General features: G+C 45.0%; 15 protein-coding genes. 7 read left to right on the forward strand and 8 right to left on the reverse strand.

The genetic code is table 11. The features are described 5' to 3' along the window. Positions 1-110 precede the first annotated feature (110 nt). The 5 genes from L3V27_RS06210 (at position 111) to L3V27_RS06230 (ending at position 5,088) form a co-directional block, all read left to right on the forward strand. Positions 111-491 carry a DUF3302 domain-containing protein gene (locus L3V27_RS06210; RefSeq protein WP_006741936.1) on the forward strand — a complete coding sequence of 127 codons (381 nt, stop codon included), beginning with the start codon at positions 111-113 and terminating at the stop codon, positions 489-491. After that, positions 491-1,621 (forward strand): HlyD family secretion protein, encoded by a 1,131-nt coding sequence (locus tag L3V27_RS06215; RefSeq protein WP_006741937.1) that lies wholly within the window; start codon positions 491-493, stop codon positions 1,619-1,621. The genes L3V27_RS06210 and L3V27_RS06215 overlap by 1 nt, the downstream gene beginning before the upstream one ends. A 336-nt stretch (positions 1,622-1,957) precedes the next feature. After that, on the forward strand, positions 1,958-2,506 hold the full coding sequence (locus tag L3V27_RS06220; RefSeq protein ID WP_005375133.1) for an ECF-type riboflavin transporter substrate-binding protein: 549 nt from the start codon (positions 1,958-1,960) through the stop codon (positions 2,504-2,506). 6 nt (positions 2,507-2,512) lie between these two features. After that, positions 2,513-4,252, forward strand: a complete 1,740-nt coding sequence (locus tag L3V27_RS06225) for a DUF3744 domain-containing protein (protein ID WP_237311313.1) — start codon at positions 2,513-2,515, stop codon at positions 4,250-4,252. Next, positions 4,249-5,088: an energy-coupling factor transporter transmembrane component T gene (locus L3V27_RS06230; protein ID WP_237311315.1), complete on the forward strand. Its 840-nt coding sequence runs from the start codon at positions 4,249-4,251 to the stop codon at positions 5,086-5,088. Before L3V27_RS06225 ends, L3V27_RS06230 begins: the two co-directional genes overlap by 4 nt. 124 nt (positions 5,089-5,212) lie before the next feature. Here L3V27_RS06230 and L3V27_RS06235 read toward each other — a convergent pair whose 3' ends face one another. The 4 genes from L3V27_RS06235 to napG form a co-directional block, all read right to left on the reverse strand. Next, positions 5,213-5,524: a YrhK family protein gene (locus tag L3V27_RS06235; protein ID WP_043884592.1), complete on the reverse strand. Its 312-nt coding sequence runs from the start codon at positions 5,522-5,524 to the stop codon at positions 5,213-5,215. A 171-nt stretch (positions 5,525-5,695) separates the two neighbouring features. Then, entirely contained in the window at positions 5,696-6,877 is a 1,182-nt protein-coding gene (locus tag L3V27_RS06240; protein ID WP_005394895.1) for an MFS transporter, read from the reverse strand. Positions 6,878-7,079: 202 nt separating this feature from the next. Further along, the gene (gene napH / locus L3V27_RS06245; protein ID WP_237311317.1) at positions 7,080-7,934 is read right to left on the reverse strand and encodes a quinol dehydrogenase ferredoxin subunit NapH; all 855 of its coding nucleotides are present in this window, start codon (positions 7,932-7,934) and stop codon (positions 7,080-7,082) included. Next, positions 7,934-8,704 (reverse strand): ferredoxin-type protein NapG, encoded by a 771-nt coding sequence (gene napG, locus L3V27_RS06250; RefSeq protein WP_237311319.1) that lies wholly within the window; start codon positions 8,702-8,704, stop codon positions 7,934-7,936. Before napG ends, napH begins: the two co-directional genes overlap by 1 nt. Positions 8,705-9,098: 394 nt before the next feature. Here napG and L3V27_RS06255 point away from each other — a divergent pair, with 394 nt between their 5' ends. Continuing rightward, on the forward strand, positions 9,099-9,599 hold the full coding sequence (locus L3V27_RS06255; protein WP_046875775.1) for a GNAT family N-acetyltransferase: 501 nt from the start codon (positions 9,099-9,101) through the stop codon (positions 9,597-9,599). A 43-nt stretch (positions 9,600-9,642) separates the two neighbouring features. Here L3V27_RS06255 and L3V27_RS06260 read toward each other — a convergent pair whose 3' ends face one another. Together L3V27_RS06260 and L3V27_RS06265 are read right to left on the reverse strand one after the other, a co-directional pair. Continuing rightward, positions 9,643-10,620, reverse strand: coding sequence for an ecdysteroid 22-kinase family protein (locus L3V27_RS06260; RefSeq protein WP_237311562.1), 978 nt, complete (start codon positions 10,618-10,620; stop codon positions 9,643-9,645). After that, positions 10,620-10,895: a GNAT family N-acetyltransferase gene (locus tag L3V27_RS06265; protein ID WP_006741945.1), complete on the reverse strand. Its 276-nt coding sequence runs from the start codon at positions 10,893-10,895 to the stop codon at positions 10,620-10,622. The genes L3V27_RS06260 and L3V27_RS06265 overlap by 1 nt, the downstream gene beginning before the upstream one ends. 136 nt (positions 10,896-11,031) lie before the next feature. On the opposite strand from L3V27_RS06265, the gene L3V27_RS06270 reads away from it, so the two are divergent. After that, positions 11,032-11,769, forward strand: coding sequence for a flagellar brake protein (locus tag L3V27_RS06270; RefSeq protein ID WP_041853113.1), 738 nt, complete (start codon positions 11,032-11,034; stop codon positions 11,767-11,769). Positions 11,770-11,891: 122 nt separating this feature from the next. Here L3V27_RS06270 and L3V27_RS06275 read toward each other — a convergent pair whose 3' ends face one another. Together L3V27_RS06275 and L3V27_RS06280 are read right to left on the reverse strand one after the other, a co-directional pair. Further along, a complete protein-coding gene (locus L3V27_RS06275; protein WP_104972902.1) occupies positions 11,892-12,851 on the reverse strand; it encodes a porin in 960 nt (319 codons plus the stop codon). A 398-nt stretch (positions 12,852-13,249) separates the two neighbouring features. Next, a complete protein-coding gene (locus L3V27_RS06280; protein ID WP_005394881.1) occupies positions 13,250-14,878 on the reverse strand; it encodes a methyl-accepting chemotaxis protein in 1,629 nt (542 codons plus the stop codon). Between the last annotated feature and the right edge of the window lie 123 nt (positions 14,879-15,001).

Genomic DNA, 15,001 nt, shown 5'->3' on the forward strand with positions numbered 1-15,001 from the left:
TAAACATAATTCAAGTACAAAATAACTTGATTGAACGATAGTTAAGACAAATACTTAAACTGTTCATTTACGTAAGATTTTCCATTAGGTAACAAGCACAGGCAGGTAAGATGTTTCTAGACTATTTTGCACTTGGGTTACTCATCTTCGTTGCTTTGGTGATCTTCTACGGGATTATCGTTATTCACGATATTCCGTATGAAATTGCTAAAGAACGCGAACACCCTCATCAAGACGCAATTCATTACGCAGGCTGGGTTAGCCTTTTCACTTTACATGCACTGTGGCCATTTTTATGGATATGGGCAACATTGTGGCGCAAGGAGCGAGGCTGGGGCTTCAAACAACTTGAGCAAGAAACTCACGACATTCATCACCGTCTTGAAGAGCTCATCGACGAAGTCAACGAACTCAAAAACGAAGTATCGATGTTGAAACAACAAAAGATTCAGCAAAGGCCTTTGACTGAACAAAGTAAAGAGGACGAATAATGGATTTATTGCTGATTCTGACTTATACAGCCCTTTGTATCGCCATTTTTAAAGTCTTTAATATTCCTTTGAACAAATGGACCGTACCTACAGCCGTACTTGGCGGCGTAGTGTTGGTGGGCACACTCGTCCTTCTTATGAATTACAACCACCCATTTACTCAGTTAGGTAACCAAGTGTTCCCAACTACGCCTATCGTCTCTGGTGTACGTGGCCGCGTTGTGGAAGTGCCCGTTCAAGCGAACCAACCGCTCAAAACCGGCGATATTCTTTTCAAAATCGATCCTGTGCCTTTTGAAGCAGAAGTCGCACGCCTTGAAGCGAAAGTGAAAGAAGCAAGCCAAGGTGCGTTGGGTTTAGAGTCTGACTTGAGAGAAACAGAAGCGGCGGTTTTGAAAGCGCAAGCCGATAGAGATAAAGCACAAAGAGAATTTAGCCGATATCAAAGGGGCTTTGATCGCGGCGCATTTACGGAACAAGATTTAGATACTCGACGCCAAGCGTACAAAGCGGCAGAAGCCATGCTAGACGTTGCCATTTTGCAGCAAGAGCAAGCACAGATCGCATTAGAGTCGGAAATCGGCGGTGAAAACACCCAAGTCGCGCAACTTCTCGCAGAGCTGCGTAAAGCAGAGTTTAACCTAGAGCAAACCGTCGTTCGTGCGCCAACCGATGGTTACGTTACGCAATTGGCTTTGCGCCCTGGTGTGATGGCTGTGCCATTGCCGCTTGCCCCAGCAATGACCTTCGTGCATACCGAAGACATTACGTACACGGCGGCGTTCAGACAAAACTCGCTACAACGTTTGAAGGCAGGCTTTGAAGCGGAGTTTATGTTCCGTGCGATACCGGGCAAGGTATTCCGTGGCGAAGTCATCGACGTGATTCCAGCCATTGGTGAAAGCCAAATTCAAGCCAGAGGTGCTCTGCTTGGTACCGATGCCCTGCGCACAAGCGGACGTGTATTTGCAAAGCTGAAAATCACGGACGATTTGAGCGAATACCACCTGCCAATGGGTACTGCGGTTGAAGTCGCCGTTTACTCAGACAGCTTTACTCACGTGTCAGTAATGCGCAAAGTGCTGATTCGCATGAAGAGCTGGCAGAACTATTTGTACCTAGACCATTAATGAACTGCTAGCTCATTCATTTATCGATGAAAATAGTATCAGAAAGTGTAATCGGGGGCTGACAATCAGCCTCCGATTTCATTCTAGCCATCCAGACAGATAGCATTCCCACTTTTATCAATATTCTGTATAATGCGCGCCTTATTTTTAATGCTTGCTAAAAACAAAGCCAGTCAAAGGGATACGTGAATCAAATCACACATTTCCTGAAGAAAAATAGAGCAAACAATAAGCAACTTGGTTGTTTTGTATATATGTTACACAATCTAATAACCAATGCTTTCCAACAATATAAATGAACGTTCTTTAAAATCGACCATTGAACTGAGGTTATCTATGAATCTTTCTGCTAAAACCGTTGTGGTTATTGCAATCGGTGCTGCTCTTTACGGCATCGGTGGCTTACCTATGTTTGGCATCCCTGTGTTTGCAAACACAACGCTAAAACCAGCCATGGCAGTATTAGCATTGTTCTCAGTACTATTTGGCCCACTTGTTGGCTTTTTGGTTGGTTTTATTGGCCACTGGGTCACTGACCTATTCGCAGGTTGGGGCGTATGGCTCACTTGGGTACTTGGTTCAGGCATTGTTGGTTTGATTATCGGTCTATTCCCTTCTCTAACGCGCTACCGTTTAGAGAAAGGCGATTTCAATATGAAAGACTTCGCGTTATTCGTAGTACTTGCGCTATTAGGCAACGTATTTGGTTACGGTTGCTCTGCGTTCCTCGACACGATTTTATACGCAGAACCGTTCACTAAAGTGTTTACCCAGCTTTCAATTATCGCGATCGGTAACACCATTCTTATTGCTATTGTTGGCTTCTTCATTCTTAAGTCTGTCGCTAAACGTAACAAGCAAAGCCGTAACTTAACAGAGGCTTAATGTCGAATGACAATCGAATTTTCTAACTTCTCTTTTAGATATGAGTCGCTGGACAAACCGACGCTAAAAAATATCAATCTAAGGATAGAGAAAGGAGAGAAAATCGTCATTATCGGTCCAAGTGGTAGTGGTAAATCTACCCTTGGGCAATGTCTTAACGGACTGATCCCACACGCAATCAAAGGGGAAACCAGTGGAACACTGACCATCAATGGTCAAGACACAGCCCCTTTCGACATGCACCAATACACTGAGCAAGTTGGCACCGTACTGCAAGATACGGACAGCCAATTTGTCGGCTTGAGCATTGGCGAAGACATCGCATTTGCACTGGAAAACCAGCTAACTTCTAACATCGACATGTACCCATTGGTCAAAGCCACGGCCAAAATGGTCGACTTGGAACAGATGCTAGAACGCTCACCCCACGATTTATCTGGCGGGCAGAAACAGCGTGTTTCTTTGGCGGGCATTCTCGTCGATGACGTCGATATCCTTTTGTTTGATGAACCACTAGCTGCGCTTGACCCTAAAACGGGTAAAAAAACCATCGAGATCATCGATGATCTACACCGCGAAACGGGCAAAACCATCGTAATCATTGAGCATCGTCTTGAAGACGTTCTGCATTGCTCAGTTGACCGTATTATCTTGATGGAAAGCGGCAAAATCATTGCCGATACAACGCCAGATGAAATTTTAGCGTCGCCTCTGCTAGAAGATTACGGCATCCGCGAACCGCTTTATATTTCAGCACTGAAAGAAGCAGGCTGCGCGATTGAGGGCGATGCAAAACCTTCTAGCTTAACCACATTACCGTTAGAGCAATATAAACCAGCAGTACAAGCATGGTTTGATGGTTCAACAGCACAACGACCTAAAACACCAGCCGAGACTTTACTTGAAGTCTGTGGCCTCACCTATTCTTACGACGGTGAGAAAAACGCGTTAGAAGACGTGAGTTTTGACATCAAGCGTGGCGAGTTTGTCTCTGTACTTGGCAAAAATGGCTCGGGTAAATCGACCATCACCAAACTGATTATGGGCGTTATTGAAGCGGATAGCGGCTCAATGAGTATGAATGGTCAAGATCTTAACGAACTGACCATCTTCGAGCGTAGCCAGAAAGTGGGCGTGGTGATGCAAAATCCGAATCACATGATTTCCCATCACATGATTTTCGACGAAGTGGCCTTCGGCCTCCGTAATCGTGGCGTTGAAGAGAAACAAATCGAAGCTAAAGTACTTGAAGTCCTTGAGCTGTGCGGTTTGAGCAAATACCGTCACTGGCCAATCGAAGCATTGAGCTACGGCCAGAAAAAGCGCGTAACCATTGCGTCAATTTTGGTCTTGGAACCAGAACTTCTGATCCTTGATGAACCGACGGCAGGTCAGGACTACCGGAACTACACGTCTATGCTGAGTTTCATCGAAAAGCTCAATCGCGAGTTGGGCGTAACCGTGATGATCATATCTCATGACATGCATTTAGTGCTGGAATACACCACGCGCTCTATCGTGATTGCAGACAGTAAATTAGTCGCGGATGCACCAATGACGCAGGTATTCAGCAGTCCAGAGCTACTAGACCAAGCAAACCTCACCACAACAAGTCTGTTTGAGTTGGCTACGAAAGTTGGCATCGAAGACACCAATGGCTTTATGCAGCATTTTATCAATGTAGAAAAAGCGCACCGCCAACAAAAAAGCAGCGAAGTAAACCAACCAGAGAAAGCGGTGGCATGAAAGACAATAAGATGAAGTTTGGTATCAACTACATCGATACCCAATCGCCACTTCATAAGTTGAATGGCATTACTAAGTTCTTGCTTTTCATTGCTTGGGTAACGGTGGTGTTGACCACGTTTGACTTGCGAATCATTGCACTGTTGATCGTGCTTGGTTTGGGCTTATTGAAAATGACCAAAGTGCCATTTCATGTCTACAAACCACTTTTACTCGGTACAGGCACGGTATTGCTGATCAATGCCCTGTTTATGTTCGCGTTGGCACCGCAACAAGGTACTGAGTTCATGGGCTCATCAACGGTTTTACTCTCATTACCCGGTAACTACTCACTCACTCAAGAGACGTTGTTTTATCTATTAACAGTGACGTTGAAATACTTCAGCATGTTCCCAATCGCGTTAGTGTTTGTATTTACTACTCACCCGACGGAGTTTTCAGCTAGCTTGAACCGCTTGGGTGTGCCTTACAAAATCGCCTATGCCGTGAGCTTAACGCTGCGCTACTTGCCGGAAGTGAAAAAGGACTTTGTTAACATCATGCACGCGCAACAAGCACGCGGAGTAGAACTGAGTAAGAAGGCTCCGTTGTTCACTCGTATGAAGAACGTGGCGAAGATTCTTGGCCCTCTGATTTTCTCTAGTTTGGACAGAGCAGACCAAATCTCAAACGCGATGACGCTACGTGGTTTTGGCCGTCACTCATCTCGCACTTGGTACAGCCTAAGACCCCTAACCAAAGCCGATATGATCTGCATGGCGGGGATTGCGGTGATAGTGATTGCTGCGATCAGCAAGCGTGTTATGGACACACAACTGTTCTGGTATCCGTTTTAAATTCTAAAGCTTCAAACTGAACATAACGTGGTTAGTGTTGTGACCACGTTATGTTTCCCTCTTTCCCCTCGATAACCCGCTCATTAGCCTCTTGCTTGCAGGTGCTCAAAATAGGCGTGTAATCTCAGCGGCTCGTTGATGTGCCAGAAAGTTGCTTATTTAAGCGACCAACATGAACTAAACTCATCAGTTTTATCAGGGGCTTAATGATCAACTGTGCGCTGCCTACGATGAACAGCCAAGTCCCGCTTTCAATCAACGAATCATTCAAAAAGAAAAAGCTACCAATTAAAAACCAAATAGCTATGAGCAGATCGTTGGCAGCACCTAACGCCTCATAGCGACGTTGAATAACGACGTGACGGTTTCCTAGATCTAAATCCAACTCCCTGCCATGTACCTGCACTGTAAAACCCTCCTTAGTGTTTCGACTCATGTTGTATCCGAGTAATTTCAACATACTTAGGTATAAAACCCTAACGGACCCAATAGATATGTACAACCATAGAAGACACAACATGAGGATAAAGAAAAGGGTGCCTAAGCACCCAAGTCAATAAAGCTATTAACAGTAATTAACTTCTATTACTAGATAGTAAGTACCAACTTAGCTCCACTTTAATAAGCGGGTCTCATTGCCCTCTTCTGGCTTCGCTGGAATATTGAGTGACAGCAGTAAGCTCACAGCCGCCATACCTGCACCGATGTAAAATACGCTAGCAGGAGAAACCAGCCAAATCACACCAAACGTAACGGGTATCACAACCGCCGCAATATGGTTAATAGTAAACGCAACCCCAGCGGTCGACGCCATATCGGCAGGATCGGCAATTTTTTGGAAGTAGGTTTTGATAGCAAGCGCTAGCGCGAAGAACAAATGGTCGACAACGTACAATGCAGCAGCCCACTCTGCGGTTTGCACCAAACCATAACCGACGAATACGAAGATCAAACCGACGTACTCAAACATCAGCGCTTTACGCTCACCAACAACGCCGATGAAGCGGCCGATTCGCTTCGCAAACAAGAAGTTAAAGACATAGTTGATCAAAAACAGCAAGGTAATGTCTGCGGCAGAGTAGCCAAACTTCTCTACCATCAAGAAGCCAGCGAAAACCGTGAAAATCTGACGGCGAGCACCACTCATAAACGTGAGCGCATAGTACAACCAGTAACGTTTACGCAGAATGAGTTTCTTGTTTTGAGGCACTTTTGTTTTAAATTGAGGGAAAGCAAATGCCATCACCAAAATAAGCACAAAGCCTAAACCACCTGCCATTAGATAGACCGTTTTAAAATCAAGTTTGAGCTGTTCGAGCGAAACCCAAATGGCGCCGTAGGTAAACAGAGAAGCCAAAGCCCCAACAGAAATAAATTTACCCAGCATTTCCGGGGCTTCTTCTTTCGATAGCCATTGTAAAGACAAAGACTGCTTTAGTGTTTCAAAGTAGTGGAAACCGGTGGACATTAACAAGGTGGTAAAAAGTAGACCGTACAAAGTGGGAAAATAACCTGTTAATGCCGTACCAAGCGTAAGCATCGCCAAAGAGACGAGCATAAAGCGTTGTTCACGGATAAAAAGTAAAACGAATACCGCGGTGAAAGCGAGAAAGCCAGGTACTTCTCTAACACTTTGAAGTAAACCGATATCAGCGCCATCAAAGTTCGCTTTCTCGATAACGAAGTTGTTCAACAACGCCATCCAGGTAGAAAAAGCAATGGGCACGATAATGGAAATTAACAGGAGGAAATTTTGCGGCGTTCTCCAGCCTTGCGATGAGGTAGTCATGATGTTTCCTTTAAATATGAAGGCATCATCATAGCTTCAAATGTAACAAATTCGCAATATCATTATTATTTTCAACCCAAACCAAGCAGATATTGCATAGGGATATTGTTATGAAGATAAACATCGCACTCAATTCCTTGGCTAAGCGCGATGTTGTAATATCGAGAGAAATAGGTAAAACGCCAGTGATGAGGCTCGTAACTTAATCGATATTCTTTACTGTTAGACGATTCTTAAATTCAAACACATGTTCTGGACACACATCCAAACAGCGGCCACAACTAATGCAGTTTTGATCCATAACTCGACGATCTCCCTCTTTCAATGGTTGTCGAAGCACCTCAGGTTCTGGGCAGACGTAAAAGCAATCCATGCATTTGGTGCAATCTTCGCGGCGTACAGCGGTAACGCGCAACAAGCTTTTTCGGCCTATCACGCCATAGGTAGCACCCAGTGGACATAAGTGCCCACACCACCCATGCTCAACCAAAAGTAAATCCAGTACGAACACCAGGGCGATCAACACCCAACCTGCGCCCATACCAAACACCAATCCGCGATGCAGTGCCGCCACTGGATCTAACCATGTCCAAAGAATCGCGCCTGACAGAGCACTACCCAACATCAAAACAGGGATCAGCCAATAACGAATAGTAGGAGACCAACGGTAGCTCGCTTTAATGTTGAGCTTTCTGCGCAGCCAAGCCGCCAAATCTGTCACGATATTTAACGGGCACACCCAAGCACAAAATGCGCGCGGCGCTAAAATCGCGTAGAACACCACGACAATCACTACGCCTAACAGCGCATTAAACTCCGGAACATGGCCTGTCGCCAAAGCTTGAAGCACTATCAACGGGTCACTTAAAGGCACGGTGTCGAGCAACATACTCGATGAGAGATTACCAGTTAGAGCCCCTAATGTCGGCCCAGCCATAAACAGCGCAATGATGGTGAGCTGGCATAGTCTGCGTAAAATCAAAAACCGATGCGCGCGCCACCAGCCAAGCTTTTCAACCGCTTCTTTGCCAGCATTTTGAGCTAAGTTCTTTGCCATTACTTACCTCCTTTTAGCGATTCAAGCGCACCTTCCGGTACAGGCGTCTCACTAGGGAGGATATTTTCGAGTGGTTTGTCGATCTCTTTCCAACCAAAATTGTAGTGACTGCCCACTTTGCCTTTCGCCAAATCCGTCGGGACGACTTTAATAGCAGCGACATCCAACACGCACGCTTGTTCGCACTTACCGCATCCGGTACACACTTCGGAATTCACTGTTGGGATAAGTTTGGCGTGATAACCGGTTCGGTCGTTGTGAACCATCTCTAACGTGATGGCTTCATCAATCAGCGGACAAACGCGATAACAAACGTCGCATCGTAATCCTTGCCAGTTAAGGCAAGTTTCATGGTCAATAAGAACCGCTGTCCCCATGCGAGCATCATTAATATCGGTTAGCTTCGGATCCAGCGCCCCACTCGGGCAAGCCACCACACAAGGAATGTCTTCGCACATTTCGCAGGGAATATCGCGCGCAGTAAAGTAAGGAGAACCAGTGGCTACAGGAGAAAGTAATGTCGCAAGTTTCAATGTGTCGTAAGGGCATGCTTGAACACACAAGCCACATCGAATACAGGCTGATTCGAAATCGCCTTCTGGCAAAGCACCGGGTGGGCGAATAGGCACACCTTTCGTTTCTCGAGCTTGGCTTTGCAGCGATTGTAAGCCCAACACACACGCCGCTGCGCCAACGCCTGCCGCAGTTCGGACAGTATCACGCAAAAATCGACGCCGACTTTGCGATGTTTTAGACTGAGAGGATTTCATGCTATTTCCTCAACGAAACTCCTTTATCAAGTTAAGCATAAATAGCGCTAAACGTACCTCTTCCCCATACCTCATAAGAGGTAACTCCACCCTCAATTGATTCAAGTCAACTGATGTACAGTGCCGTCGTCACAGTTTGAATAATTCCATTTATTTCCTCCAACATGAAATTCACCACGATACTCTGCCGTGCACGCCATTTTCAGTACAATAATTCAACACCTTTGCAATCTATTCGCTAAATTCAAAGATAAATGACTACTAAAATTTAGAAAAACATCGCTATAAGAACCTAATTTAAAAGGTGTTTATCTCTCAAACTTCAAAAAATACTATCCAAAACAAGGAACTGTGGTTAGATTGAAATTAATACTAAAAAGCGAAGGAGAGAAGCATGGAAATTATCGTACGTCCAACAACCGTTGAAGACGCAGCGGCACTCGTAGAAATCTATTCACAACCAAAAGCACAACGTGAAACCCTGCAACTCCCAAAACCTTCGCTCGCAATGTGGGTAGAACGATTGTCAAATATGCCCGCTGGCGTTTACAGCTACGTCGCAGAAATCGATGGTAAAGTAGTGGGTAACATTGGCTTTCATCACTCACAGCGTCCAAGAACGGCGCACACGGCCGCGTTTGGTATTGGCGTTCACGACCAGTTTCACGGCCTAGGCGTGGGAAGTAAGTTAATTGAAACCATCATCGAGTTGGCGGATAACTGGTTGAATGTAAGACGCATCCAGTTAGAAGTGAATGCCGACAACGAGGCCGCGATTGGCCTGTACAAAAAGCATGGTTTTGAAATTGAAGGAGAGGCGATTGATGGCTCCTTCCGAGATGGCGAGTTCATCAATACCTATTACATGGCACGTATCAGGCCAAGTAAAAAGTAAAGAAAAGCCTCCTAATTGGAGGCTTTTCTTCTTAAACTTCTACTCACTTTCGTAAGTGAGTCAGCGCTCTGCTAGTCAATGCTTCTGTGTAAGGATTGATCTTCCAGTGATCGGGGCTCCAACCTTTCACAAATCGTTGAAAGTCAGCCCACGCAACCGCAAACAAAGGACGCCATTCGCGCTCGACTTCATTGGGGTCAAGATTCGACTGATAAACCATTAACGCCTGTTGCAACTGAGCAAAATACGTATCCAAGACCCAAACTTCCATCTCTGCACAACGTTCTGGCTTGACGGCGCTGCTCATGAACAGTGCTACGTCTTTCATCGCACAGCCATGTCCGACGTATTGAAAGTCGACCGCAGCAACGCTTGATTCTTCTCGATCAAAACAGAAGTTCGCCAATTTGGCATCACCGTGTACAAGCGTCTTGAACTTGGCTTGCGAAAGCGTTTGATCAATTAATTGAGCGGCATTTTTTAGCTCGGTGTCTTGCAGCACCTCAAGCTCATCGGGTCTGGTTGCCAAGTGCCAATACGTGCCGCTATGCCACAGCTTATCCGAGCGAACACCGATGTAGCGCGCATGAAAGTTCGCCAACCAAGCAAGGCAGGCTCGTAGATGTTCTAGCTTTGCATCGGTGATGACTTTTGGAAAGCCTGCCTCGGCGAGATCTTCCATCACGATGAGCCATTCATTCTCCGATTGGAACGTTTTTAGACCTTGTGGTACTCGGCAGCGAGTGCTCACCTCTCTGGAAAAATCCGTATACCAATTCACTTCCACCTGATAAGAGTGCAGCTTTCTTTGGTGAGATCGGTCAGTATTCCAACCTCTTGGATGCTCTGAAGGCTTAGGGAGTTTTACATGCTTAATGATCACCGAACAAGTTGAATAAGTAACTCGGACTAACTCACCATAGCCTCCCCATAGCGATTGTATGACTTCTACCGATTGATAATTCCCGAGCTTTAGCTCCTGGCCAATGCTTTGGTAACGTTGGTGGTTGTCGTTCATCATCATGCAAGCAGATGTGACCACGCTTGGTTTTTCTCCATATAATGAATGACATATGGACAGACTGGTTTGATTTGATAACCGAGTGCCTCAATTTCTGGCAATACCGCTTCCATCATCACTTTTCCGTACCCTTTACCTCGTAATGCTTCAGGAACTACGGTTGATGTGATGTGCATGACATTATTCTCAAGCTGATAAACCACCTTGGCTTTATAACCTTGTTCTAAATCAACCCAAAATGTGTTGTTTTCAACTTCATGAGTTACTTTATGCATATCTTGCTCTCTAATTTTTGTTACGGATTGATTGAATCAAACTATATCACTGAATAGAATCAACACCATGCGGAAGTGCTCTGTCACTTCACGCCCTTACCTTCTCAAATCAGGTACGACAATAATAATGAGAAATATGAGCCCTATTGCCAGAGACGGCAAACTACCTCTGCAAAGCAAGAAGGCACCCGAACGTCAGGCAAGTACACTAAATAGCACCGATGCAATGGCAATGGTCGAACATGGCAGTGAAGTAAGTTTAAACGTCACGACACCTGTTGGTACCAAGTTTATTACAACCAGCACATTTGTCGGCTGTCACTCAAATAATACCGCATTGATAGAGGTTCCGAACATCTCCGATGAGGACTTGAAATTCTATTTTCAAGAAGGCTTTTGGATCAATGTAAAAGCGTACTCTCATCGAGGGGAAGGTGCTGTCATTCCATTTCGGGCGCAATTGCAGCACCGACTCGGCGACCCGTATCCAATTTTAGTGCTAAGTCTACCTAACACCATGCAGGTCTTTCAGCTTCGTAAAGAAGTACGTTACGAAGTGAATTTGAGAGCGCGCGTTTGTTTAGAAGCCTATCGAACTGAATGCGAGATAAGAGATTTATCTCGTAGTGGGTGCCGCTTTGTGACATCACCAATGAGCCGACCACTTCAGGTTGGTGATCGCGTTTCATTGGACCTAACCATGCCCGGTGAAAGCCACATGCTCGCGCCATTGCGAGGTCGTATTTGTAACTTACAGAAATCGACACACCATGCTCGCTATGGAATGGAGTTTGATGAGGTTGGTAAAACCAACGCTAAAAGTCTCCTGAGTCACCTAAAATTTGATGGGACTAAACTCACACTAAAAAGGTAGCTTTGATAACGAGCACCAAGCATCGGCCAGTTTTGATACCCGGAAAACAAGAAACCCCTTACTGTAAAGTAAGGGGTTTTGTTTACTAAGAATAAGGCAGAATCTTAGATAACAGTTTCGACTTAGAAGTCGTAACGTAGACCTAGCGCTAGTTCATCTTTTTCATCAGCGCCTTCGTTATCCATTAGATCGAAGTTGTATGATGCGTAGCCACGGAAGTTAGGCTTGAAGTAGTAAGTAACATCAACAGCTAGGTTTTCTACAGTATCAGCATCTTCTAGCTCACCTTTGTTGAACGTAGAAGTAAATACAGTTTGACCCATAGTGTATGATGCAGCTAGTTCGTAGCCTTTGTAATCCGCAGACTCACCTGCAACATCCACGTCTGCGCCTGTGTAGTTACCAGCGAAGTAGAAATCACCTACAGAGTATGCAGCAGCAAGCATGAACTCATCACTATCGTTTTGGTCTGCATAACCAGCACCTAGTTCAAGGCCAGTATTAGCAAATGCATAGATACCAGATAGAGAGAAGCCATCTTCGTTGTTATCTGCAAAACCATTCACGTCTGTTGTACGGTCAGCAAAGCGGTAGCTAGCACGTACAGCTAGTTGCTCGAATTGGCCTTTGTAAGACAGCATGTTGTCTGTACGGTCAGATACAGGCAGTTTAAGTGCTGCAGTGTTACCGTGGTAAGCCATAATATCGGTAAAATCAGTAAGAACGAATAATGCACCGTCGTTTTTACCGTAAGTTACTTCACCGTATTTACCGCCTAGGCCTGCATAAGCGTAACGAGTTTCAAGATCACTGTTGTTATCTACGGCACCTTCTTCTTTTGTTTCGAACTCACCTTCCCAAAAACCAACACCGTATAGGTTTTCATTGATTTCCTGTTTGCCTAGGAAGTTAAGACGGATGCGAGTACGGTCTTTTGCCTTACCATCCATCATAGAAAGACGCGCTTCAGCGCGGCCGCCCATCTCAAGAGAAGTGCCATCTTGGTTGTATAGTTCTGAAGCGACAACTTGAGATCCTGATGCCATTAGCGCCACTGCTACAGCTAAAGTTTTTAATTTCATTGTTATTTTCCATATCATTGTTTTATATGTATTTTCTCACCAGAAAAACAGGACTTTTCTGTACCAACGAGAAAACTGGCGGCATAGTAGCAGCTGTTATTTTTCACGCAACGCGTTGAATAAACAGCACTTATAGAAGAAAACACCAAGTAAAATGACGATATGAATACCTCTCAACCATCAAGTTATCGGTTGAGGTAAAAAAATCGTTCGCGTCAAAAAAAAATTGACGCAAAAAATGTAAAAACAATCTCATTATATGTGATTTTGCTCGCAAAATATTTTCACTAAATGACTGTTTTAGATAGACTTCCTGATTTTAAATCAGTTTCTCACAAACAAAAAAATCCCCAAGCAATAGCTCAGGGATTTATACATTTTGTTAGGCGAATGGCGAATTAAAGCTTAAAGAAGCTCAATTGCTCTTTCTGCTTCTCTGCAAGTAATGAAAGCTCAGTACTCGCGCTTGCGCTTTGACTGATACCCGCCACATTCTGGTTAACCAGTTCAGACATGTTAACCACGTTTCGGTTGATGTCTTGAGTGACTTGAGACTGCTCTTCGGCTGCGGTTGCCACTTGCGTGTTTGAATCGTTAATGTTGGCTACCGACTCGGTAATACCAACCAATGCCTCATTCGCTTGTTGCGTCAGTTCGTTGTTACGACTCAGCATGTCTAGGCTGACTTGCATGCTGTCATTCGCAAGCCCAGACTGCGCTTGAAGTTCTTCAATAATCGTTTGGATCTCTTGAGTCGAGTCTTGCGTGCGTGCCGCGAGCATACGTACTTCATCCGCAACAACCGCAAAACCACGACCAGACTCACCAGCACGCGCAGCTTCAATCGCAGCGTTCAATGCGAGTAGGTTGGTCTGCTCAGAGACACCGCGAATTACTTCAATAACGTCGTTGATCTGAACCGACTGCTCTTTTAAACGCAGTACCACTTGCGCTGCATCGTTCAATGCCTGAGACATCTGTGCGCTTGCTTCTGCGCTCTCTTGGAAGATAGCCAGACCTGATTGCGCAAGACCATCAGCTTCGCGAGCTGTCGAATCCGCAGACGTTGCGTTATCGCTCACGTTGTTTGCCGTGCTAGCAAGTTCATTAACAGCAGATGCAACTTGTTCGATCTCAGCTAGCTCTAGCTGAGCATTCGCTTCTGCTTGCGTCATTACTGCGGCAAGCTCAGTCGAGGCCGAGGCAACCTCTTCACTAATACGAGTTAGCTGGTCGACCGTGTTATAAAGCTGTTCTGCTGTTTGGTTAACATCTTTGCTCAGCTTCGCAATTTCGTTATCACCATCTACATCTGCGCGAACTGATAAGTTGCCCATTGCCAACTGACGCATCACTTCTTGAAGTTTTTGAATAGGCGTAACAATCATGCCTGATAAGATCCACGCCCCGACCAATGAGAACGCAAATACCGCAAGAACTGTCAGCATAGCGTTGTTTTGTACACGCTCATTCTGTTGATGGCTTCTTATGGTTGACTGCTCTGCTTGGTCATTCACATGCTTCGACAGAGTATTGATTTGTTGAACCATTTCTCGGCCAACATTACGGTACTCTTTAATGAATGCACGGTACTCACTGTCCGACTTCAAGCCTTGATCGTACTGGTTAAAGAAAGCCACTGAGCGCTCTGAATATCGAACATAGGCTTCGATCGCTTGGCGAACTTTAATCGCATCTTCACGAAACAGATTTCGAGCTTCAATCGCACTTAAATCAGCTTCAACCTGCTTTAAGCCTTCTTTCAATTCATTAAGAAAATTTTCACGACGAGAAGCGTCGTAGATAGCGTAAACCGCTGTAATACGAAGTGGATAAATTTCATCGTCAATACGCGCCAAAGTGTCTTTATGGAAAACCAAAGACTCTTGGTTGGAAGCAATAACATCTTGCTCAGCTTGAAGATTGTTTTTAGTAATCCACAAAGCAATAAACAAAACAATCGCGGTAAATAATACCGGAACCAAAATTTGCGTTCGTACTGACAAATTTTTCAGTGATAACTGCATGACTGGACCTCAGTTGTATGCGTGATGCCTATATCCAAACGAACTCAAGCAACTCTCAATACTGAAGCTGCATTTCGGTTATTTGAATATCTATGCTTCCTTGCGACGGGAAAGTTCCCAGAC

Source organism: Vibrio sp. J2-3(2022) (assembly GCF_021725735.1).
Classification (GTDB): domain Bacteria; phylum Pseudomonadota; class Gammaproteobacteria; order Enterobacterales; family Vibrionaceae; genus Vibrio; species Vibrio diabolicus.